Annotated in this window: 21 protein-coding genes; 3 read left to right on the top strand and 18 right to left on the bottom strand. The window is 42.9% G+C overall.

Translation table 11 applies throughout. The features are described 5' to 3' along the window. The first annotated feature begins 48 nt into the window (after nt 1-48). Nucleotides 49-1,122: a LysM peptidoglycan-binding domain-containing protein gene (locus NST31_RS13190; protein ID WP_339161131.1), complete on the top strand. Its 1,074-nt coding sequence runs from the start codon at nt 49-51 to the stop codon at nt 1,120-1,122. A gap of 131 nt (nt 1,123-1,253) precedes the next feature. Then, a complete protein-coding gene (locus tag NST31_RS13185; RefSeq protein WP_339161129.1) occupies nt 1,254-2,780 on the top strand; it encodes an alkaline phosphatase in 1,527 nt (508 codons plus the stop codon). 199 nt (nt 2,781-2,979) lie between these two features. Here the strand turns inward: NST31_RS13185 and NST31_RS13180 are convergent, their stop codons facing one another. Beyond that, nucleotides 2,980-3,165 carry a hypothetical protein gene (locus NST31_RS13180; protein ID WP_339161127.1) on the bottom strand — a complete coding sequence of 62 codons (186 nt, stop codon included), beginning with the start codon at nt 3,163-3,165 and terminating at the stop codon, nt 2,980-2,982. Continuing rightward, nucleotides 3,162-3,545, bottom strand: a complete 384-nt coding sequence (ssb, locus tag NST31_RS13175) for a single-stranded DNA-binding protein (protein ID WP_077109603.1) — start codon at nt 3,543-3,545, stop codon at nt 3,162-3,164. Before ssb ends, NST31_RS13180 begins: the two co-directional genes overlap by 4 nt. 270 nt (nt 3,546-3,815) lie before the next feature. Here ssb and NST31_RS13170 point away from each other — a divergent pair, with 270 nt between their 5' ends. Continuing rightward, complete coding sequence (locus tag NST31_RS13170; protein ID WP_339161124.1) at nt 3,816-4,256, top strand: YwpF family protein; 441 nt, start codon at nt 3,816-3,818, stop codon at nt 4,254-4,256. Between the two features lie 27 nt (nt 4,257-4,283). Here NST31_RS13170 and NST31_RS13165 read toward each other — a convergent pair whose 3' ends face one another. The 16 genes from NST31_RS13165 to atpA all read right to left on the bottom strand — a co-directional run bounded on the left by NST31_RS13165 (nt 4,284) and on the right by atpA (nt 20,589). Beyond that, the gene (locus NST31_RS13165; protein ID WP_339161123.1) at nt 4,284-4,571 is read right to left on the bottom strand and encodes a hypothetical protein; all 288 of its coding nucleotides are present in this window, start codon (nt 4,569-4,571) and stop codon (nt 4,284-4,286) included. Nucleotides 4,572-4,761: 190 nt separating this feature from the next. Then, nucleotides 4,762-5,187 carry a 3-hydroxyacyl-ACP dehydratase FabZ gene (gene fabZ, locus NST31_RS13160; RefSeq protein ID WP_339161122.1) on the bottom strand — a complete coding sequence of 142 codons (426 nt, stop codon included), beginning with the start codon at nt 5,185-5,187 and terminating at the stop codon, nt 4,762-4,764. A gap of 836 nt (nt 5,188-6,023) precedes the next feature. After that, a complete protein-coding gene (locus NST31_RS13155; protein WP_339161121.1) occupies nt 6,024-6,299 on the bottom strand; it encodes a DNA-directed RNA polymerase subunit beta in 276 nt (91 codons plus the stop codon). Nucleotides 6,300-6,331: 32 nt separating this feature from the next. Next, nucleotides 6,332-7,162, bottom strand: coding sequence for a flagellar hook-basal body protein (locus NST31_RS13150; RefSeq protein ID WP_339161120.1), 831 nt, complete (start codon nt 7,160-7,162; stop codon nt 6,332-6,334). Nucleotides 7,163-7,180: 18 nt separating this feature from the next. Further along, a complete protein-coding gene (locus NST31_RS13145; protein ID WP_339161118.1) occupies nt 7,181-7,960 on the bottom strand; it encodes a flagellar hook-basal body protein in 780 nt (259 codons plus the stop codon). Between the two features lie 15 nt (nt 7,961-7,975). Next, complete coding sequence (locus tag NST31_RS13140) at nt 7,976-8,977, bottom strand: rod shape-determining protein (protein ID WP_339161116.1); 1,002 nt, start codon at nt 8,975-8,977, stop codon at nt 7,976-7,978. Nucleotides 8,978-9,660: 683 nt separating this feature from the next. Next, nucleotides 9,661-9,921: a sporulation transcriptional regulator SpoIIID gene (gene spoIIID, locus NST31_RS13135; protein ID WP_077109611.1), complete on the bottom strand. Its 261-nt coding sequence runs from the start codon at nt 9,919-9,921 to the stop codon at nt 9,661-9,663. Between the two features lie 876 nt (nt 9,922-10,797). Then, the gene (locus NST31_RS13130) at nt 10,798-11,757 is read right to left on the bottom strand and encodes a peptidoglycan DD-metalloendopeptidase family protein (protein ID WP_339161115.1); all 960 of its coding nucleotides are present in this window, start codon (nt 11,755-11,757) and stop codon (nt 10,798-10,800) included. Between the two features lie 159 nt (nt 11,758-11,916). Beyond that, nucleotides 11,917-12,939, bottom strand: a complete 1,023-nt coding sequence (spoIID, locus tag NST31_RS13125) for a stage II sporulation protein D (protein ID WP_339161113.1) — start codon at nt 12,937-12,939, stop codon at nt 11,917-11,919. A gap of 549 nt (nt 12,940-13,488) precedes the next feature. Next, a complete protein-coding gene (gene murA, locus NST31_RS13120; protein WP_339161112.1) occupies nt 13,489-14,805 on the bottom strand; it encodes a UDP-N-acetylglucosamine 1-carboxyvinyltransferase in 1,317 nt (438 codons plus the stop codon). Nucleotides 14,806-14,837: 32 nt separating this feature from the next. Continuing rightward, complete coding sequence (locus NST31_RS13115; protein WP_339161111.1) at nt 14,838-15,557, bottom strand: YwmB family TATA-box binding protein; 720 nt, start codon at nt 15,555-15,557, stop codon at nt 14,838-14,840. 174 nt (nt 15,558-15,731) lie between these two features. Further along, the gene (locus NST31_RS13110; RefSeq protein ID WP_077109617.1) at nt 15,732-15,971 is read right to left on the bottom strand and encodes a DUF1146 family protein; all 240 of its coding nucleotides are present in this window, start codon (nt 15,969-15,971) and stop codon (nt 15,732-15,734) included. A gap of 96 nt (nt 15,972-16,067) precedes the next feature. Further along, nucleotides 16,068-16,469, bottom strand: a complete 402-nt coding sequence (locus NST31_RS13105) for a F0F1 ATP synthase subunit epsilon (protein WP_339161109.1) — start codon at nt 16,467-16,469, stop codon at nt 16,068-16,070. Between the two features lie 22 nt (nt 16,470-16,491). After that, the gene (atpD, locus tag NST31_RS13100; RefSeq protein ID WP_077109619.1) at nt 16,492-17,913 is read right to left on the bottom strand and encodes a F0F1 ATP synthase subunit beta; all 1,422 of its coding nucleotides are present in this window, start codon (nt 17,911-17,913) and stop codon (nt 16,492-16,494) included. A gap of 216 nt (nt 17,914-18,129) precedes the next feature. Then, complete coding sequence (atpG, locus tag NST31_RS13095; RefSeq protein ID WP_339161107.1) at nt 18,130-18,987, bottom strand: ATP synthase F1 subunit gamma; 858 nt, start codon at nt 18,985-18,987, stop codon at nt 18,130-18,132. A gap of 93 nt (nt 18,988-19,080) precedes the next feature. Further along, nucleotides 19,081-20,589 carry a F0F1 ATP synthase subunit alpha gene (atpA, locus tag NST31_RS13090; protein WP_339161106.1) on the bottom strand — a complete coding sequence of 503 codons (1,509 nt, stop codon included), beginning with the start codon at nt 20,587-20,589 and terminating at the stop codon, nt 19,081-19,083. Between the last annotated feature and the right edge of the window lie 3 nt (nt 20,590-20,592).

Raw genomic sequence — 20,592 nt, 5'->3', positions numbered from 1 at the left:
ATGTTAAACTGGCTGAAAAGCCATTCAAAACTTAGGGGGAATACAAATATGAGGAAAAAGCTGGTAGGCGCTGCTACGGTAGCTATTATGGCGACTACTTTTGCTGGAAAAGCCTCTGCATCATCTTACGAGGTTAAGCCGGGGGACAGTCTTTGGAAAATAGCTAATCAGTTTAAAACTAGCGTATCCCGTCTCAAGGAAATAAACAAATTAAATACCGATATTATATTCCCAAAGCAAGTATTGAAAATTGACGCCACATCTACATCAAACCAATCGGCAGCACCCGCCGCAAGACCATCTTCTTCCAGTACTGGAAGTTCTTCCGGATCAAGCGCTACATATACCGTCAAGTCCGGAGATTATTTAATTAAAATAGCAAACATGCACAATACGAGCGTCGCTCAATTAAAATCTTTGAACGGCTTAAGTTCGGATCTTATTCGAGTCGGGCAAGTTTTGAAAGTGTCTGGAAGCGCAAATGGATCACCTGCTCAAAACTCACCGGCACCAACACCAGCACCAAGCTCGGGTTCCGGTAACAGCGGTGGAACATATAAAATTGTGGCTGGAGATACATTAAGCAAAATTGCCGCCCGTTATGGGACAACCGTTAACCGTCTTAAACAGATAAACGGGCTGAGATCTGACTTGATTTTTGCCGGACAAACACTGAAAGTAAGCGGTGGGACATCACCAGGAAGCAGCCAACCCCCGCAACAAGCCAGCCCGGCCCCAACCAAGCCGCAGCCTGTTAAACAAACCGGATCGGGCGTCATTGATACCGCAAAGAGTTTGGTTGGAACGAAATATGCTTGGGGAGGATCTTCACCTGCCGGATTTGACTGCAGCGGCTTTATTCACTACGTATTTAAACAGTCAGGAAAAAGCATTAGCAGAACAAGCGCAGAAGGATATTATAACCGTTCTTATTTTATAAACAACCCACAGCCAGGGGATTTGGTTTTTTTCAAAAATACATATAAAAGTGGTATTTCCCATCTTGGGATTTATATTGGCGGCGGACAATTCGTCCACGCCGGCAGCAATGGCGTAGAAATTTCAAATGTAAACAATTCTTATTGGAAGAGCAAATTTGACAGTTATAAAAAGTTTTATTAATCACTTTTCCCGCAGCAATTGATAAGCTGCGGTTTTTTGTTGTGATCATTCCGTAGAATTCTTTTTTACGAATAAAATACCGTTTTTACCCGAATAATAAACATCATTTATAACTCTGGGGGAGTGTTTAAATGGTCAGAAAAATATTGATGATGTTGCTATTATTCGGGCTACCCTTTTCCACTCCTTGGAAAGAAGAAGATAACGAAGCGAGCAAGAAGCAAAAGAATGTCATCTTTATGGTGATGGATGGTACAAACGCCGACGTGATCACATTGGCGAGACATTATAAAGGAGAGCCGCTCGCACTCGATTCCATCTTAACTGGCGGCGTACAAACATATTCCTACCAATCCGCGATTACAGATTCGGCCGCAGCAGCCTCCGCCATGGCCACCGGTCATAAAACGTTAAAAGATTATATAGGGATGGTGCCCTATCAAGACACTGATGGAAAAATAAGAGGACGTCCAGTAGCAACCATACTGGAAGCAGCGAAAGCGAAAGGACTTGCAACTGGCATTGTAGCTACATCCCCTGTCCAGCATGCCACTCCGGCCGCTTTTTCATCCCACACAATGAGCCGTGATAACATGCATGAAATCGGCCAACAGCAAGCACACCAAAACATCGACATCCTGCTGGGCGGCGGCAAAAAATATGCATTTGTAAATGAAAACAGGGATGTTCGTATGGTCCAGACAAAATCCGAATTGCAAAAAGCAAAAGAAAACGAGCTATACGGCTTTTTTGCCGAAGAAGACTTGGCGTACGACCTCGATCGGCCAACGCTGAATCCGGAACAACCATCCCTCGTTGATATGACAAAAAAAGCTTTAGGCGCGCTATCCAATCATCCGGAAGGTTTTTTTCTATTTATTGAAGGAAGCAAAGTGGATTATGCAGCACATAAAAACGATCCAGTAGGCATGATAAGCGAGGTACTGGCTTTTGATGCAGCAGTAAAGGAAGCGCTGGCATTTGCCAAGAAACATCGGAACACGCTTTTAATCGCAGTTGCCGATCATGGGAACAGCGGTTTAACGATGGGAAATGAGCAAACAGACGAAACATATGCCGAGACGCCGGCGGAAAAGTTTGTCGCCCCCTTAAAAAAAGCCTCATTAACTGTCACGGGAGCTGTTTCGCAATTGAAACATGACCGCTCCAATTTAGAAGAAGTCCTCCATCTTTATGGTTTGGACAATCTAGCCCAAAGTAACATCAAGAAGATCAAGGAAAGCAAAGACATTGAAAAGGAACTTGTCACCCTGATGGCAGAACGGGCACATCTTGGATTCACCACTCGCGGCCACTCTGGAGAGGACGTTTTTCTATACGCATACGGGCCCAAAAAGCCTACCGGGCTCATTAATAATACCGACCTTCCCGCCAAAGTAGTGGCACATCTGGAGCTTGGCTCCCTTTCTGAGTTCACGAAAAAAAGATTCATCCCTGCCCAACAATATTACGAAAATAAAGGATATGAAACGAGGAGTGAAAGAAAAGCGAATAGCGGCGACGTATTTATTGCCAGGAAAGGAACTACTGTTGTCGAATACCCTGCTAATCAAAATAAAAGAAAAGTAAATGGCCGTGAAGAAACATTGCCCGGCATTGTCGTTTTTAACGGGCACACCTTTTGGATCCCTAAATGAAACCACTATGTTACGGAAGAAAAGTAAATGGATCGAACTCAATGCATCCAGGCGGCAAGCACTCAGCCTGGATGTCTTTATTCATACCACAACATGAATGGTTCCATGAGAAAAAAGACCAGCTTTTACCTGCTGGTCTGCCAAAATGAGGATATGATGCGGAGAGTTGATATAGAAAGGATAGAATCAACCATTATTGTTATTTTTTCTCGAGGGAAATATGTTGTTTGGAAAGAGTGGGATGGCCGGGAAAATGTTCATGCAAAAGCTCAAGCTGGTAAACCCGATCAGTGAGAGAATGGATTTTTTCGTTGGCTTTGCCCAGCATAAAAATGAGGTCGCTGATCAGTATTTCCAGCGATTGATACGTGGGGACCTGCTTCAAACATTCACCTCCTTAAACTCAAGCGTTTCAGCAGGCGATTTTGAAGGACTTTCACGTGCCGGCTTTCCGCCCATAAACTTGACAGAATCCGCCATTACCTCGGTCACATATACTCTTTTCCCATCTTGGTCCTCATAATGTCTCGTTTGAATTTTACCGATTACACCAATGACGGACCCTTTACTGCAATATTTGGCAGTGTTTTCTGCGGTCTTATTCCATAAAGTACATAGAACGAAGTCTGCGTCATATTCACCATTGGCATTTTTATAATGGCGGTTTAAAGCAAGCATAATGTTGAGCACAGCCCTCCCCTCCATTGTATACCGCAGCTCGGGATCCTTTGTCAGCCTGCCTACCAACGTTACTTGGTTAATCAATCAATCACCCCTTTCATTATTTTCATACTTAGTATATAAGGTCCAATTACCTGTTGTAAAATAGGAAAAATTCATTTTTTCGTGAAAACTCCCTCCGAAAACTAGAAAATCTTCTTAGAACTGATCGCTTTACTCCGGATTTTGGATGCCAAACAATAAAAATAAATCAATTTACATGTTTCTTTTCATAGGCAAAAACCGGATATCACAATACAACGGATGGGTTAAGTGTTATAATTTTATAAAAGAAACGTATGGAGGAGACGCGATTTGAAAACCTTTAAAATCGTTGCCCTGCAAGTTTTAGAGGAAAAACATGCCAAAAACATACCGTTGAAGGATGGTTTAATCATCAATAAAGAAAATGAAGATGGGAGCTGGGTGATTGAAGCATTTATCGATGCACAATATAAACCGTATTTCGAAAAGTTGCGTGAACAAAATATGCCGCTTGAAATCCGGGTTATCATTACCCATGCAGCCAATGATCCGGCCCCATTCACTGTAAAAATACACCAGATCGTGGATATGGAGGAACATATTAGTGTGCTCTTCTCCGGTCGCTTGAGTAAAAGGCGCAATGAGTATTTGGAACTTCTCCTCGACGATTTGATTAAAGAAGGCTTGGAAGGTGAAGAACTGCTGGCCGAATTTAAAGTAAGAATGAAGATAGGGAAAAAACCTGTTGGCAGCATCAAAAAGTCAAAATAAAAAAAGCAGGGCATTGACCCCGCTTTTTTATTGATTGTTTTCGTTGTCATCCATGTTCGGATCGTTATTTAAATCATTATCCGCATCATTCATCTTGCCGTTGTCATCGAGGTTGTTACCGTCATTGTTGTCGTTGTTGTTATTGTTGTCTCCGTCATTTACACCATTGTTGGTGTCGTTCGTTCCGTTATTATCCTCGACTACCCCGTTGTTATTATCGTTCGGCTCCTTGTCATTGTCATTATTTGCGCATCCAACTAACAGCAATGACGCAAGTACTGCTCCTCCAATCATTTTTGACACTTTTGGACTCATTTGGTAAGCTCCTTTCAGATTTTATTCGTCCCGCATAATTCCGGGCAGATCGGCATTGCCGATTTTCCGTTTTCTGTTGGACCCTTTTAGGCCTGACATTAGCTTTCCCAAAATCCCCAAAATACTTCAAAAAAATATGTTAGAAAGGAATAATTCACAAAAAAATACCCTCTCTGCTTTTTTATAGCCATTATTCTCCTAGGGCAAACATGATTTCCGTTTCACAAACGACTTCATTATTGACGGTGGCAATCCCTTTTCCTTTGCCGACCGGCCCTTTGACACGGATCATCTCCACTTCCAGTCTTAACTGATCTCCAGGTTTTACTTGCCGTTTGAAACGGCATTTGTCAATTCCGCCAAAAAAAGCAAGTTTTCCCCTGTTTTCCTCCTTTTTAAGCATCGCAACAGCCCCTACCTGCGCCAATGCTTCTACGATAAGGACTCCGGGCATAACAGGATAGTCCGGGAAATGCCCGTTAAAAAAATCCTCATTCGCCGTTACATTTTTTATGCCAACAGCCCGTTTTCCTTCTTCCACTTCCAAAATTTGGTCAATAAGTAAAAATGGATAACGGTGAGGAATAATTTCTTTTATTTGGTTAATATCAAGCATATTTCGACTCCTCCTCATATTAAAAAAAGCTGGGACATAAGCAAATACGAAATAGCAAAAGCCGAACAATTCATTTATAATTGTTCGGGTTAGTTGTGTTAAAAAAGTCCCTATCATCGCTACGTCAACATATTTCGCTTTCCGCGGGCACGGCTTCAGCTTCCTCGGAAAGCAAAGGTCGCTTTCCTGCGGGTATCTTCAGCTCGAGCTATTCCCGCAGGAGTCTACATATGTTGACTACGCTAAAAGCTTGCGTATATGATACACTGGGACAATTTATCCGGCATGTAAGGTGCCGTATGACTCCCACTTCAAAAGCTTGAGTGAATACAAAAGGGCTAAGTCGGAGATAACGGCACCTAAATGCCCGATTGGTTCAACTAACATTCAGTAGGAGAGGAAAAAACGCCTACTGAATGAAGTTTCACTTTATCCGGCATGTAAGGTGCCGTATGACTCCCACTTCAAAAGCTTGAGTGAATACAAAAGGGCTAAGTCGGAGATAACGGCACCTAAATGCCCGATTGGTTCAACTAACATTCAGTAGGAGAGGAAAAAACGCCTACTGAATGAAGTTTCACTTTATCCCGCATGTAAGGTGCCGTATGACTCCCACTTCAAAATATTGAGTGAATACAAAAGGGCTAAGTGGGAGATAACGGCACCTAAATGCCCGATTGGTTCAACTAACATTCAGTAGGAGATGAAAAAACGCCTACTGAATGAAGTTTCACTTTATCCCGCATGTAAGGTGCCCGATTGGTTCAACTAGCAATGAATGGTTTCACTTTATTGTTCGTTTTTTCATCAGCTGATTTAGTTGTGTCCCAGTCTCATCAACGATCTTTATTTACTAAATCAATAATATGGGTCCAAGTTGATTTTTTCAAGGCATCCTGCGGCTTTCCATCTCCAATGACACTGTATCCGACGACTACCCCAGTTATCAAGCAGATGAAAATGGAAAGAAGGACAATGATCGTCCGCAACCAAATGGGAATGAGACGTACTTTAATTTTTTCCGGGGAACATTCCTTTTTTTTCTCTTCATGCCGCTTTTCTTTTTTATGGATCGCTTTTGCTTCTTCTTTACGTAAAAATTTAGCTGACATAGTAGAACCCCTTCGTATCGGCCGATCGAGAGTTACCTGATCCCATTCACTAGTCCCATCATTTGGTCGGCAAGCGTTACAGTTCTTGATTGAAATTGCATTGAACGTTGTGCAGTCATTAAGTCAGTCATTTCTTTTCCGATATCAACATTGGATAACTCCAGTGCGCCCGATTGCATGGAAATTTCATTGTTTCTTGCCCCATTTAATTCCGTATATATTATATTCGGGTTTACTGCCCCTTCCAAATCAGCCGGAATCCCAATAAGCGAATTGCCTTTTTGCTCCATAAATTGTGGATTGTTTAACGAAATAACGCCCAAACGGAAGTTCATTTGCTGTCCGTTTGCCAACCGGGCTTCAAACAAGCCCGGCTGTATCATCGTCCACTGTTCCACTTTAGCCGGAACAGTGATGGTCTGATTGTCTTCCGTAAGAACGGGATTTCCTTCTTTCGTCGTCAAGATATACTCGCCGTTCCCATTCAATTGAAATCCAAGTTCGCCATCTCTGGTAAACTGGATGGAGCCATCTTGGGCACGCACTTTTAAATATTGATTCTCTTTTGTAAAAGCAATATCCAACTGGCGCTCGGTTGATTTTAAAGGCCCTTGTGCAGCGATCATGGCTGTTTGTGATAATCTGGCACCGACTGATTGACGTATTCCGAAAGCAGATGTTCTTCCGACTTCAGCTGCTGTATTGGGCTGATTGTTTATTTGCTGGGCTATTAAGTCAGCGAAAGAAGCTTCTCGTCTTTTATAACCGGTGGTGCTTGAATTGGCGATGTTATTGCTAACCAATTCAACTTGCTGTTGCAACTGATTTAATGTGTTTACTGCTGTAATAATTGTTCTATTCACTGTACATTCACCTTCTTATTATCCATTGAGCCTTCCAATTTCATTGACTGCTTTGTCCAGGCTTTTGTCATAAGCTTGCAGCACTTTTTGATTGGCTTCAAAAGCGCGATATGCGGTCAGCATGTCAGTCATGGATCTTGTTAGATCAACATTCGATCCTTCAATGAAGCCTTGGGAAACCTCATATGTTTGGTTTGCCGCCAGCGGCAGAAGCTCCCCGTTCTCTGTTCTATACATTCCGTCTCCCTCTTTAAGAAGGGTTTCCGGATTTTCAGATACAGCCAGACGGAGCCGTGCGACCTGAGCTCCATTTTCAATAATTCGGCCTTCTCCGTCGACTTGAAATTGATCGCTGTTCAAGAGAATCCGATTTGAGTTTTCATCCAAGACATAATACCCGCTTTCTGTCGTTAAGTACCCGGATGAATCAACAGTGAAACGGCCATTTCTTGTATATTTTACTTGGCCGTCTTGCTCAATCGAAAACAGGACGTTCCCCATCCCGCGGTCCGACAAAGCTAAATCGGTTGCGCGGTCTGTCTGCCGCAAATCCCCCTGTATAAAACGGGGAATGATTTCTTGAACATATACTCCGGTATTTAGTGATCCCACCCGCTGGTTCCGTGTCATGCCCGACGAATCAATCCTGTCCAACAACATTTCTGGAAAGGCCCGGGAGTATGCATGGTCGGCTTTATAGCCTGGTGTTTGCGCATTCCCCATATTATTGGACAACAACTCTGTTTTCCGCTGTGAAGCATACATGCCTGATGCGGCAGTATATAAGCCTCTTAACATAAATACGCCTCCTTGTTAAACGAAACTTCTCTTGGCAATTCTGTCTATACTTTCAAGCATGATCCCAGTACCTGCCGCAACAGCATCCATCGGATGCTCTGCAATTAGAACCGGGACCCGGAGCTCTTCAGCAAGCAACTGGTCGATTCCATGTAAAAGGGCTCCCCCGCCAGTAAGAATGACCCCTCTGTCGATAATGTCAGCAGAAAGCTCGGGCGGTGTTTTTTCAAGCACATTTTTTGCAGCCTGAACAATGACATCCACGGATTCTTTTAATGCACATTCGATTTCACCAGAACGTACAGTAATCGTCCTTGGCAGTCCTGTTACCATATCACGGCCGCGTATTTCCATTTTTTCATCTCTGGACCCCGGAAATACCGTTCCGATCTCCACTTTGATGTTTTCTGCTGTTCTTTCACCAATTAAGAGCTTGTACTCTTTCTTTATGTAATTCAATATGTCATTGTCAAAATTGTCTCCGGCCATTTTAATCGATGCGGATGTAACAATATCACCCATGGACAGAACCGCCACATCCGTTGTTCCTCCGCCGATGTCAATGACCATATTTCCGCTTGGCTGGAAAATATCCATTCCTGCTCCAATCGCGGCTACCTTCGGTTCTTCTTCCAAATACACTTTTTTTCCACCGCTTTTTTCAGCAGCTTGCCTGATTGCTTTTTGTTCCACACTCGTAATATTTGTTGGACAGCAAATCAGAATGCGTGGCTTGGATAAAAAGCCCTTGACATTTAACTTGTTGATAAAGTGCTTTAACATGGTTTCAGTAACATCAAAATCGGCAATGACTCCATCTTTTAAAGGACGGATTGCGACAATGTTTCCGGGTGTGCGGCCAACCATGCGTCTAGCTTCTTCTCCGACCGCGAGTACCCTGTTTAAATTGCGGTCTATAGCCACTACAGACGGTTCATTTAATACAATGCCCTGTCCCTTTACATGTATTAAAACGTTTGCCGTCCCCAAGTCAATGCCGATATCTTTTGCGAACATTCGAATCCCTACCTTCAATATTTAAATAAAAAAGTTATGTATGTAATTCGTCCTATGTTAGATTTCCCTAATGTAATATTTTATCATACCTTTGAAATGAAAAGGAGATCGTTTACAAAAAACTTGACAAGTTTTTTGATTTTCTTACACAAAATGACAAGTGCAAAAAGGACTGGGACATAAGCAAATCCGAAATAGAGAAAAGGGGCTGGGACATAAGTTGAAAGCTGATTCATATTCGTAAAAATCGTGAGAAAAACCCGCGTGAAATCAAGGTTTTAAACTTGATTCCATGCGGTTTACTTCATTTTTACAGGGTTTTGTCCCAGATTAGCCACATAGCAAAGAAGTTAATGAGTCATATTTTATCTAATGAAAACTGATGAGGATTATAAAGAAGCTTGATGATCCAAATTTACAATTTTGAATCATCAAGCTTTTTTGTCATGCCTAATTTTCACTGAGAAAATGGATGGAATATACCAATAACAGTATTGACTTTATATAGTTAGCCTTGCCTTCTGACATGAAGAAGATTGCCATCCATCCAGACGCGCAAGTATAGGTGGGCGGAAGTCGTTTTCAAATAGATGCATTCTATATACTTAGATATAAAGAAAGCTTGTAGAGAAAAAATACTTATTTTCACTACAAGCTGAGAAGGCATTTTGCCTTATTTCAAATTATTTTTGCAATTCTGCCTTTTTATATTTTTGCTTTGTCGCTTCTCCTCCTCGTAAATGCCTGATTGATTTATGGTACTCTAATATACTTTTGACTTGAACGGCTAATTCCGGATTGATTTCCGGCAGCCGCTCGGTTAAATCTTTGTGGACAGTACTTTTGGATACGCCAAACTCCTTCGCAATCATGCGAACTGTTTTTCTCGTCTCCACGATATACCTTCCAATCTTGATTGTACGTTCTTTGATGTAATCGTGCACACCACTCGCCCTCCCTGAATTGGATGTGAGGAGTGTGAAATGAGACTCGTTTTATCAAAAAGTTGCTGGGTCTGCTTTTTCGGAAACAAGCATACTGCGCGGCTGGAGAATCACTTTTTACAAGAAAATTACTTTTACAGGAATTAAACAAATATTTAACAGAATGTGGGATCCATATTAACGATTACTCACCTCAAGCACTCTCTATTTTTTGTTGGTGTTTGTATCATCTTATTTGTCCTGCACGTGATATATGCTCGAAATAGCCAATAAGGACAAGGATAGGAGAAAATTCATTCAAATAATAAGCGCTTGCAAACACTTACGTAAAAAACAAAGTGAAATTGCAATGAAGAGGGGTATGTGATGTCGCGTCTTAGGTCTCCGGGTTCATTCTTCCACGCTCAGAAGTAGCAGAAAAGCAGAAGCGCCCGTTTAGCAACGTACCCAATGACTGCAATCAGCCGAAAGAAGCCCATCAGATATGGAGCGTGCAGGCGCCGCTACACGACGAAGCATTCCTAACCTGCAAAACTCTAAACCCTAGATCAAAAGCGCAACAAAGGCTAAGATCAAAGCGTCCTGTTGGCAAGATGAAGCGGGAACGTGCTAGAAAGCTTACGCTTTTTCTTGGTGCGATTTACGATGCCGAAACTTCCTTTTCGGTGCACTCATACGACCTGTACGCCGCAACACCTTTGTGATCGCCCCTTTCAAAAACTGCGATGTGTCGCTGCCATCGTTTTTTCTTTTGCAGTTCCGAACAAATCGGGCGTTTGGGCAGTTGAGCCCCATTTGCAACGATCACTTCACCTTGATTTCTTTATGAAAAATAAAAAAGACAAGCGCATCTGCTTGCCTCCTATTTTGATTATATTATTCTTCCGTTTCTTTTTCTGGTTGTAATTCTTTTCCGGTTTCTGTTTGTTCATCATCTGAACCACCGGTGCTTTCATTCATTTTTTCATCGTCTGAACCACCGGTGCTTTCATTCGCTTTTTCTTCTTCTGAACCACCGGTGCTTTCATTCGCTTTTTCTTCTTCTGAATCACCGGTACTTTCATTCACTTTTTCTTCTTCTGAACCACCGGTACTTTCTTCAACCTCGTTATTTTTTTCACCGGACGTATCAGCCGGTTTTTCTACTTTTTCAAAAGCGGTAAATGGCTGGCCAAAGAAATCAATCGGGTTGAGTGCCGTATTGTCTTTTCTAATCTCAAAATGAACATGATTTTTCGCTTCTTTATTAAGCTGGCTCGTTCCAGAAGTTCCAAGGACATCTCCTTGTTTTACATTATCTCCGGACTTCACTTTCATGTCTTTTACAGATTGATAAATGGTTTTGACGGCATTGTCATGCTCGATTTCGATGACATTTCCAAGCAGGGAGTCTTGTCTTGCGGAAACCACTTTTCCGCTAAGTGAAGCAACCACTTCAAATTCTTTCCCATCTTTCATGGCAATGTCAACACCCATGTTTGGACGGTATGTGCTTCCATCAACGACGAGTGCAGCTTCTTGCTCTTCCATGGATGCATTTGTATCGAAAAATTGCGTGACAATTTGAGCTTCATCTTCGTTTTTGACAGGCATTGCGACATTTTCAAAAGCCTGGTTCACTTCAATGGCTGAATCCTCGCCTGACATTCCCGTTAAATCTTGGCTGTCTTTAGCCAGGTTTTGATCATCCGTTGTTTTATTTCCTGCCGTTTGATACCAAAACAGCACCGAAATGAGCAATGCAGCACTTGCAAGATAAATGGCCGGAAACACCCACCGCTTTTTAAAAAAGTTTTTTAGAGAAGATCGTTTCTTTTCTTCCTCTCTCATTTTCATCACCTCTGCCATCATTGTGAACAAAAAGGCAGAATTATATACTCAAAAATGAGAAATTAACATCTTATTTTTCCGAAATACTAAAAATTTATTCATCGAATGGAACATGTAATTTTATCAAAGGTACAAAAAATCCGGCCTCATGTCGAGGCCGGCTCGTTATTGACTGCTTGCCATGATTTTATCAAAGTAGCTGTTGGCATTTGAAATGGAAATTCCTTGATAATAGTGGCGGACAATTTCCTCATATTTTTTTCCTTCTTTAGCCATTCCATTGGCACCGTATTGACTCATCCCCACTCCATGTCCATAGCCTTTTGTTGAGACAATGATCGTGTCTCCTTTCCTTTTCCAACTAAAATCAGTTGACTGAAGACCGAGTTTTTCACGAATTTCCCTGCCGGTAAATGTTTTTCCCGCAATGGACACTTCCGCCACTTTTTTTCCCGATGTTCGCTTTGTGACCGTGCCCACATCATTGCTGTTCTCAAGACGAATGTTCAACTTTTGTTGAAACTCTTGAACACTAAACACTTTTCTGTCCTGAAACTTCGGTGAGTCGGCATCCCAGGGACTTTCTACACTTTTTAAATAAGGAACGGAATTGCTCCAATATTCTTCCGCATTTTCTGTGTAACCGTTGCTGGTTGAAAAAAAGGAGGCATTAATCGGTTTGTCTTGATACGTAAGTATTTTTCCTTTAGTCGCCTCGACGGCTTCTTTAATCTTTTTCATTTTCCAATCAAATTCTTTTCCCCAAAGCTGTTTTAATTCTTGTTTATTTTTATACACTTGATGGTTGACAGTGTCCGAAACATCGGCATTTTGCGGAATACGATCGTCTTTTGAACTTAGAAGATGATTGACGATGTACGTTCTTGCGGTTAAAGCTTGTGCTTTTAGGGCCTCTTCTTCAAATTCCGCAGGCATTTCCGATGCGACCACCCCTTCTACATATTCTTCCAGCTGGAGCTTTTCCACTGTATTCGTCGCTGTACGCAAAACAGCGACTTCTGCAGCCGGATTGGCTTTATCAACGCTTTGCTCGGTAGAACTTTTTTCTTCATCCAGTTTGGCCCCTGCTCTTTCATTGGAATAAGGCAAGACAAGTAAAGAAGGAATTAAGAAAGAAACTACTAATACAAGAAAGGAAATGACTAAAGCTGTTTTCAGTGATTTCATGCCCGATGCCTCCAATATGAAATTAGAGCGGCCCGGATTGACCGCCTTAATTCAACTTATTCAAGAGGACAAGCATTTATGCTTATGTACGACAGAGAGTCTGGACACAACTAAATCAGCTGATGAAAAAACGAAGAATAAAGTAAAACTTCATTCAATAGGGCTCCTACTGAATGTTAGTTGAACCAATCGGGCATTTAGGTGCCGTTTTCTCACACTTAGACCTTTTGTATTTACTCAAGATTTTGAAGGGGGAGTCTCTTACGGCACCTTACATGCCGGATAAATTGTCCTAGGTATCATACGCAAGCTTATAGCGTAGTCAAAATAGGTAGACTCATGCGGGAATAGCTCGAGCTGAAGATTCCGAAGGAAAGCGACCTTTGCTTTCCGAGGAAGCTGAAGAGACCTGCGGAAAGCGAAATATGTTGACGTAGCGATGATAGGGATTTTTTTAACACAAATAAACCGAACAATTATAAATGAATTGTTCGGTTTTTGCTATTTCGTATTTGCTTATGTCCCAGCCCCTTATGATCAATCGATTCATTAGGGGTTTAAGCTTATGTTGGGCTGGAAGTGTTGTTCTTCCAAACCAAACTCATCTGCTTCAACTTGAACACGTTCAATATCGGCTCCGAGCATTTGCAGCTTTTTATGAAAATCCAAGTAGCCACGGTCTAAGTGCTTTAATTCTGTTACGCGTGTATAGCCTTCGGCCTTAAGTCCGGCAATGATGAGTGCGGCGGCTGCCCGCAAATCGGTTGCCGCGACTTCTGCACCTTGCAAGTTGCTCGGTCCTTCAATGATGACCGAACGCCCCTCTATTTTGATATTGCTGTTCATTCTGCGGAATTCTTCCACATGCATAAAACGGTTCTCAAATACAGTTTCCGTAATGACACTTGTACCCTGTGCACAAAGCAATAGCGCCATCATTTGAGATTGCATGTCTGTCGGAAAGCCCGGGTAAGGCATCGTTTTAAGATCGACAGCCTTTAGTTTATCCGGACCTATCACCCGAAGCCCATCTTTTTCTTCGACTATTTCTACATTCATTTCTTGAAGTTTGGAGATAAGAGAAGCAAGATGCTCTGGAACTGCTCCATTTACAACAATATTGCCTCCGGTTATGGCTCCGGCCACCATGAAAGTCCCGGCCTCTATCCGATCTGGAATGATCGTATGGTCGGCTCCATAAAGCTTTTCGACTCCCTCAATTTTAATCGTTGCTGTTCCGGCGCCTTTTACAACGGCTCCCATTTTATTTAGATAATTGGCGAGGTCAACAATTTCCGGCTCCTTCGCGCAATTTTCCATAATGGTTGTGCCTTTGGCCAAAACGGCGGCCATCATGATATTTTGAGTTGCACCGACACTGGGAAAATCCAGGTAAATTTTTGCACCTTTTAACTGGGTTGCTGATGCTTCAATGAAGCCATTACCGACTTCAACAGAGGCTCCCAACGCTTCAAATCCTTTTAAATGAAGGTTAATGGGACGAGATCCGATCGCACATCCTCCTGGAAGTGCAACCCGTGCCTTTCCTTGTCTGGCCAAGAGAGAACCCATGACAAGAACGGAAGCTCTCATTTTACGAACATATTCAAAAGGCGCTTCATGTTGCAATTCATCCGAAGCATCGACATATACCGTTTTATTCTCAAAATGTACTTTTGCATTTAAATGACGCAACACTTCACCAATTGTAAATACATCGGAGAGAGTCGGTACATTTCGTATGATACTTTTTCCTTCGCTAGCCAATAGGGATGCAGCGATAACAGGCAAGACAGCATTCTTGGCGCCTTCTACAACTACGGTGCCGCTGAGCCTTTTTCCGCCGCGGACGATGATTTTTTCCAAGAGTGTTCCCCTCCGCGTCCATTTTCTTAATATTAATATTCATTTGTTAAGATGGGTGTGCCTATCACGAAGGATGTGCTTCCCGTCTCGTTATTGCGCAGTCCGATCTGCAGATTCATTTCATGTTCAGTTAGCGAAATTGATTGTGAAAAAAGAGAGGAGTTAGCAGAAATAGAGTAAAAATCTTTTTCTTTTAGCGCCTCTTTTTCCTCAGCCTGGAAAAATAGCAGCAAATCGTTTGCCAAATTTCCGGTATCTTCATTGAATACGCCTTTGATACAAGAGAAAACAAGTACATTATTTTCAAATAATTGGTCTGTTCTGGACTGGAGGATTTTTTCTATTTTCTTGGAAATGCGGGTGTTCCACACCTTCCCCGTCACTTCGTATAAACTATAAGATGAACCTCCGTCTTCCATGGTGACTACTTTGATCGTTTCTCGAAAGTCGTCATGTTCCATACGCCCCGTCACGTTGTCTAAACCGTTCTCTGAAGAAACAGTCCAAACCCATCCGGGAAACTGACTTTTCAAATTATGTATGAACCGATCCTTTTCCGAAAGATCAATCGTTTCTCTTGTATGTAGAGACCATTCAATGATCGCACCTGAATTTTGGGAAACCCCACGTGCCAAGTGATCCATGTCCATATTTCCATAATTGGCCGCATTGGTGTTATTCCCGATAAAAGAGGCAATCAAACTGATCATAACCATCATTTGCAAAAAAAGAAAGAAATATTCTTTTCTCATCGTATTTCCCCTCCCTGATACCAGTGTTGCCACCAAGAAGGATGTCATACTGAGAGAAAAGCATCAAAAAAAGACAAATACTACTTTATAGTATATCCTATTTCGACAATTTTCTTCACCTGTTTCAAATCATAACAACAAATCAAAAATTTTAAATAGGCAAAAAGGGCTATATTATAAAAGGAATTGAAGTTGTCTGGACCAGTTGAGATAATCAAGAAAAAAATTGCTGACAGAAGAACCGATGGCGATTGTTAAAATGATGTACAACAATCTTGCTTGGAAGACACGATTAGCGCTTAGTAGTTTGTCAAAATGGAGTGCTTGTAAAGCCCAAAATGTAATGCCAATAAATACAAGATGGGAAATGATGCTCACGAGGGCCTGTTGTCCAATTTCCAACCCGTCGATCATAGATCCTTCCTCCCTACTTGTCATATATAAAGATCGTTCACAACAACACCTTCCGATCTGTCTGACCAGAAGGTGTTGTAAAAACATGTGTCACTTTTACTTATTCTGATAAATAGCTATTCGATTCATGGCTCGTTTTAATGCCAGTTCTGCCCGTTTAAAGTCTACATTATCACGCTTTGCTTGTAAATATTTCTCTGCTCTTGCTTTAGCAGCCTGAGCACGGGCAAGATCTATGCTTTCAGCTCTTTCAGCGGATTGGGCAAGAATCGTCACTTTTTCCGGACGAACTTCAAGAAAGCCGCCGCTGACCGCAACATATTCGGTTTTATCCGCTTTTTTTAAGCGAACTGCACCAATTTCAAGCGGCGCAACTAAAGGGATATGCCCTGGGAGAATACCCAGCTCACCTGTTTCAGCTCTCGTACTGACCATTTCAGCTTCAGATTCATAAACGGGACCGTCCGGAGTAACAATGCTCACTTTTAAAACGTTCATGTTATCGCCTCCTCGTCCCTAGTTAAACTTCAACGCCCATTTCTTCGGCTTTTTTCAGCACATCTTCGATTGGTCCAACGAGACGGAATGCATCTTCAGGTAAATGGTCATATTTTCCTTCAAGGATTTCTTTAAAGCCTTTGACTGTTTCTTGTACAGGAACGTAAGAACCCGGCTGTCCTGTAAACTGTTCAGCGACGTGGAAGTTTTGCGACAGGAAGAATTGGATCCTGCGCGCACGGTGAACGACCAATTTGTCTTCATCAGAAAGCTCATCCATACCAAGAATCGCAATAATGTCTTGCAACTCTTTGTATCTTTGAAGGGTTTGTTGCACTTTACGGGCAACTTCATAATGTTCCTCTCCGACGATTTCCGGCGAAAGAGCCCTTGATGTTGATGCCAACGGATCTACCGCAGGATAAATACCCATCTCGGACAATTTACGCTCCAGGTTGGTTGTAGCATCCAAGTGGGCAAACGTTGTTGCCGGAGCCGGGTCCGTATAGTCATCCGCGGGAACATATATCGCTTGGATAGATGTTACTGATCCTACGTTTGTAGAAGTAATACGTTCTTGAAGTTGACCCATTTCCGTAGCGAGTGTAGGCTGGTATCCAACTGCCGAAGGCATCCGGCCTAAAAGGGCGGAAACTTCAGAACCTGCTTGTGTAAAGCGGAAAATGTTGTCGATAAAGAATAGAACGTCCTGTCCTTGTTCATCACGGAAATATTCAGCCATCGTTAGACCCGTTAGAGCAACACGCATACGGGCGCCAGGCGGCTCGTTCATTTGACCAAATACCATCGCTGTCTTATCAATAACGCCTGAATCTTTCATTTCAAAGTAAAGGTCGTTCCCTTCACGGGTACGCTCTCCAACACCGGCGAAAACCGAGATACCACCGTGTTCTTGGGCAATATTATTGATAAGTTCCTGAATGAGTACCGTTTTACCTACACCGGCACCACCGAACAGGCCGATCTTTCCACCCTTAATGTATGGAGCAAGCAAGTCAACAACTTTGATGCCCGTTTCCAAAATTTCCACTTCAGTGGAAAGCTGCTCATATTTTGGAGCGTCACGATGGATGGAATCGCGCCTTGCACTTGCATCAATATCCTCGTTTAAATCAATTGGGTCACCCAAAACGTTGAAAACACGCCCAAGGGTAATGTCACCTACAGGTACGGAAATGGATGCACCTGTATCAATAACTTCCATGCCCCGTTGAACACCATCGGTAGATGCCATGGCGATTGTACGAACTGTATCGTCACCAAGATGAAGGGCGACTTCCAGTGTCAGGTCAATATTTACTTCTGTGTCTGATTTTGCATCATATGTTATCTTTAGCGCATTGTAAATTTCAGGGAGATGGCCATCGGCAAATTTCACGTCGACTACCGGTCCCATTACTTGCAAAACCTGTCCTTTGTTCATTACTTCCCCTCCTACCTGGGTTGTGATTTTTAATCAATGACGGCTCGGCGTCAATTCAGTCCGGCTTTAGAATTTTGCTTGCACAATTTGCTTTCTTTCAAATTCCGTGACATTCCTCGAAATGCTTAACAGTATTCAACAAAGGTGATCTCTTTGCTGACATCATACTTGAAAACAGAGGATTCCAGTATGAATACTGTTAACAGCCCGTCTAGCTTATTCAAGTGCTGCCACACCGCCGACAATTTCTGTAATCTCTTGGGTGATGGCTGCCTGGCGGGCACGGTTATAGGTTAAAGTAAGATTGTCTATTATTTCGATCGCATTGTCCGTTGCGCTCTTCATTGCTGTCATGCGGGCAGCGTGTTCACTCGCTTTTCCGTCAAGAAGGGCACCGTATATTAAACTTTCCGCATACTGCGGTAACAACACTTCCAATATGGCATCAGCGGAAGGTTCATATTCATAGGACATTAATTTTGTAGTAGACCCCAAGTCGGTAAGAGGCAATACTTTTTTCTCGGTCACTTCTTGGGTGAGCGCACTGACATAGTGATTGTAGTACATATATAACTCATCAAACGTACCATCCGAGAACATTGCCACTGTATTTTTCGTAATCTCCATAATATCGGAAAATGAAGGTTGATCAGGAAGACCTATGATTTCAGATACCACATTCATCTTCCTTTTTAGGAAAAAGTCCCGACCCATACGACCAATCGCGATGATGGCATATTCATCATTGTTTTTATGCCTTTCTTGAATTTTTGACTGGACAGCCCGCAAAACGTTGCTATTATAGGGGCCAGCCAAACCTCGGTCCGTTGTAATAACCAAATATCCGGTTGTTTTAACCGGTCGGGATACAAGCATGGGGTGCTCGACGTCTTGACTTCCAAGAGCTATACTGGCTACGACCTCTTGAATTTTTTCCATATAGGGAACAAACGATTTCGCATTTGTTTCGGCACGATTCAACTTGGCTGCCGAGACCATTTGCATCGCCTTGGTAATTTGACTCGATTTTTTGTTTGAATTAATACGAGATTGGATATCACGTAATGATGCCACTTGATTCACCACCCTGCCATTTCATTCTAAGGGAGACGCCCGCAGCTTCCATCCGCCGGAAAACTGGGCGCCATTTCCCCACTATTATATCTATTATTCGCTTTTAGCGAATGTTTTTTTGAATGTGTTCAAAGCATCAGCCATGTCTTCGTCAGCAGGAAGCTTCCCGGTAGAGCGAATGCTTTCGAGCAATTCCGCGCGATTGTGGTCAAGCCAAGAGTACAATTCTTCTTCAAATCTCCGTACATCTTGAACTGGAATGTCATCCAAGAATCCTCTTGTAAGAGCATATAAGATCATGACTTGCTTTTCTACCCTGATTGGCTTATTCAAGTCTTGCTTAAGTACTTCCACTGTTCGCTGACCGCGTGCCAACTTTGCCTGAGTCGTTTTATCCAAGTCTGAACCGAATTGGGCAAATGATTCCAACTCACGGTATGCCGCAAGGTCAAGGCGAAGTGTACCGGCAACTTTTTTCATGGCGCTAATTTGTGCTGATCCTCCAACACGTGAAACGGAAAGACCCGCATTAATCGCAGGGCGCACCCCTGAGAAAAACAAGTCTGATTGCAGGAAGATTTGTCCATCCGTGATCGAAATCACGTTTGTCGGAATATAAGCCGAAATATCTCCCGCCTGTGTTTCAACGAATGGAAGAGCGGTCAATGATCCGCTGCCTTTTGCGTCACTTAACTTCGCAGCACGTTCCAAAAGACGGGAGTGTAAATAGAATACGTCCCCCGGATAAGCTTCCCGGCCAGGAGGCCTGCGTAAAAGCAAGGAAAGTTCACGGTATGCCGCGGCTTGTTTGGAAAGGTCATCATATACAACAAGCACGTGCTTGCCGTTATACATGAACTCTTCTCCCATTGTTACACCCGCATACGGAGCGAGGAATAAGAGTGGTGCGGGCTGTGATGCAGAAGCTGTCACAACGATGGTGTAATCCATCGCACCATATTTACGAAGTGTTTCAACCGCATTACGGACAGTAGATTCTTTTTGTCCGATCGCAACATACACACAAATCATGTTTTCATCGCGCTGATTTAAAATCGTGTCAATGGCAACGGTCGTTTTACCTGTTTGACGGTCACCAATGATGAGCTCACGCTGCCCACGTCCAATCGGCACAAGCGCATCAATCGCTTTGATCCCTGTTTGGAGAGGCTCATGGACTGATTTTCGATCCATAACCCCTGGCGCGGGGCTTTCGATCGGACGAGTTTTCACAGTGTTGACTGGACCCATGCCATCGACTGGCTGTCCGAGCGGGTTTACAACACGGCCAATTAGTTCTTCTCCGACAGGCACTTCCATGATGCGCCCTGTACGGCGAACCTCGTCACCTTCACGAATCTCCGTATAAGGTCCGAGAATAACGATACCGACGTTGCTCTCCTCAAGGTTTTGCGCCATTCCCATGACACCATTTGAGAACTCCACAAGTTCCCCTGCCATTACATTGTCAAGTCCGTAGGCACGGGCAATACCATCCCCAACTTGTATAACTGTGCCTACATCGCTTACTTCCAAATCTGCTTCATAGTTTTCAATTTGCTGCTTGATCAGCGCACTGATTTCTTCAGCATTGATGCTCATGGA

Source organism: Siminovitchia sp. FSL W7-1587, from assembly GCF_037963795.1.
In the GTDB taxonomy this organism is placed as follows: domain Bacteria; phylum Bacillota; class Bacilli; order Bacillales; family Bacillaceae_C; genus Siminovitchia; species Siminovitchia thermophila.
Note: the sequence above shows the minus strand (reverse complement) of the source record. Positions and strands in the feature narration are given on the sequence as shown.

Bases quoted from the DNA above. Each gene is read 5' to 3' on its own strand.
- NST31_RS13105 (WP_339161109.1), bottom strand. From the start codon at position 16,469: ATGAACGTTTTAAAAGTGAGCATTGTTACTCCGGACGGTCCCGTTTAT.
- NST31_RS13165 (WP_339161123.1), bottom strand. From the start codon at position 4,571: ATGAGTCCAAAAGTGTCAAAAATGATTGGAGGAGCAGTACTTGCGTCA.
- NST31_RS13190 (WP_339161131.1), top strand. From the start codon at position 49: ATGAGGAAAAAGCTGGTAGGCGCTGCTACGGTAGCTATTATGGCGACT.
- atpD (WP_077109619.1), bottom strand. From the start codon at position 17,913: ATGAACAAAGGACAGGTTTTGCAAGTAATGGGACCGGTAGTCGACGTG.
- NST31_RS13110 (WP_077109617.1), bottom strand. From the start codon at position 15,971: ATGATCGACGGGTTGGAAATTGGACAACAGGCCCTCGTGAGCATCATT.
- NST31_RS13130 (WP_339161115.1), bottom strand. From the start codon at position 11,757: ATGAAAATGAGAGAGGAAGAAAAGAAACGATCTTCTCTAAAAAACTTT.
- NST31_RS13145 (WP_339161118.1), bottom strand. From the start codon at position 7,960: ATGTTAAGAGGCTTATATACTGCCGCATCAGGCATGTATGCTTCACAG.
- NST31_RS13115 (WP_339161111.1), bottom strand. From the start codon at position 15,557: ATGAGAAAAGAATATTTCTTTCTTTTTTTGCAAATGATGGTTATGATC.
- atpA (WP_339161106.1), bottom strand. From the start codon at position 20,589: ATGAGCATCAATGCTGAAGAAATCAGTGCGCTGATCAAGCAGCAAATT.
- NST31_RS13185 (WP_339161129.1), top strand. From the start codon at position 1,254: ATGGTCAGAAAAATATTGATGATGTTGCTATTATTCGGGCTACCCTTT.
- fabZ (WP_339161122.1), bottom strand. From the start codon at position 5,187: ATGCTTGATATTAACCAAATAAAAGAAATTATTCCTCACCGTTATCCA.
- spoIID (WP_339161113.1), bottom strand. From the start codon at position 12,939: ATGAAATCACTGAAAACAGCTTTAGTCATTTCCTTTCTTGTATTAGTA.
- NST31_RS13140 (WP_339161116.1), bottom strand. From the start codon at position 8,977: ATGTTCGCAAAAGATATCGGCATTGACTTGGGGACGGCAAACGTTTTA.
- NST31_RS13155 (WP_339161121.1), bottom strand. From the start codon at position 6,299: ATGTCAGCTAAATTTTTACGTAAAGAAGAAGCAAAAGCGATCCATAAA.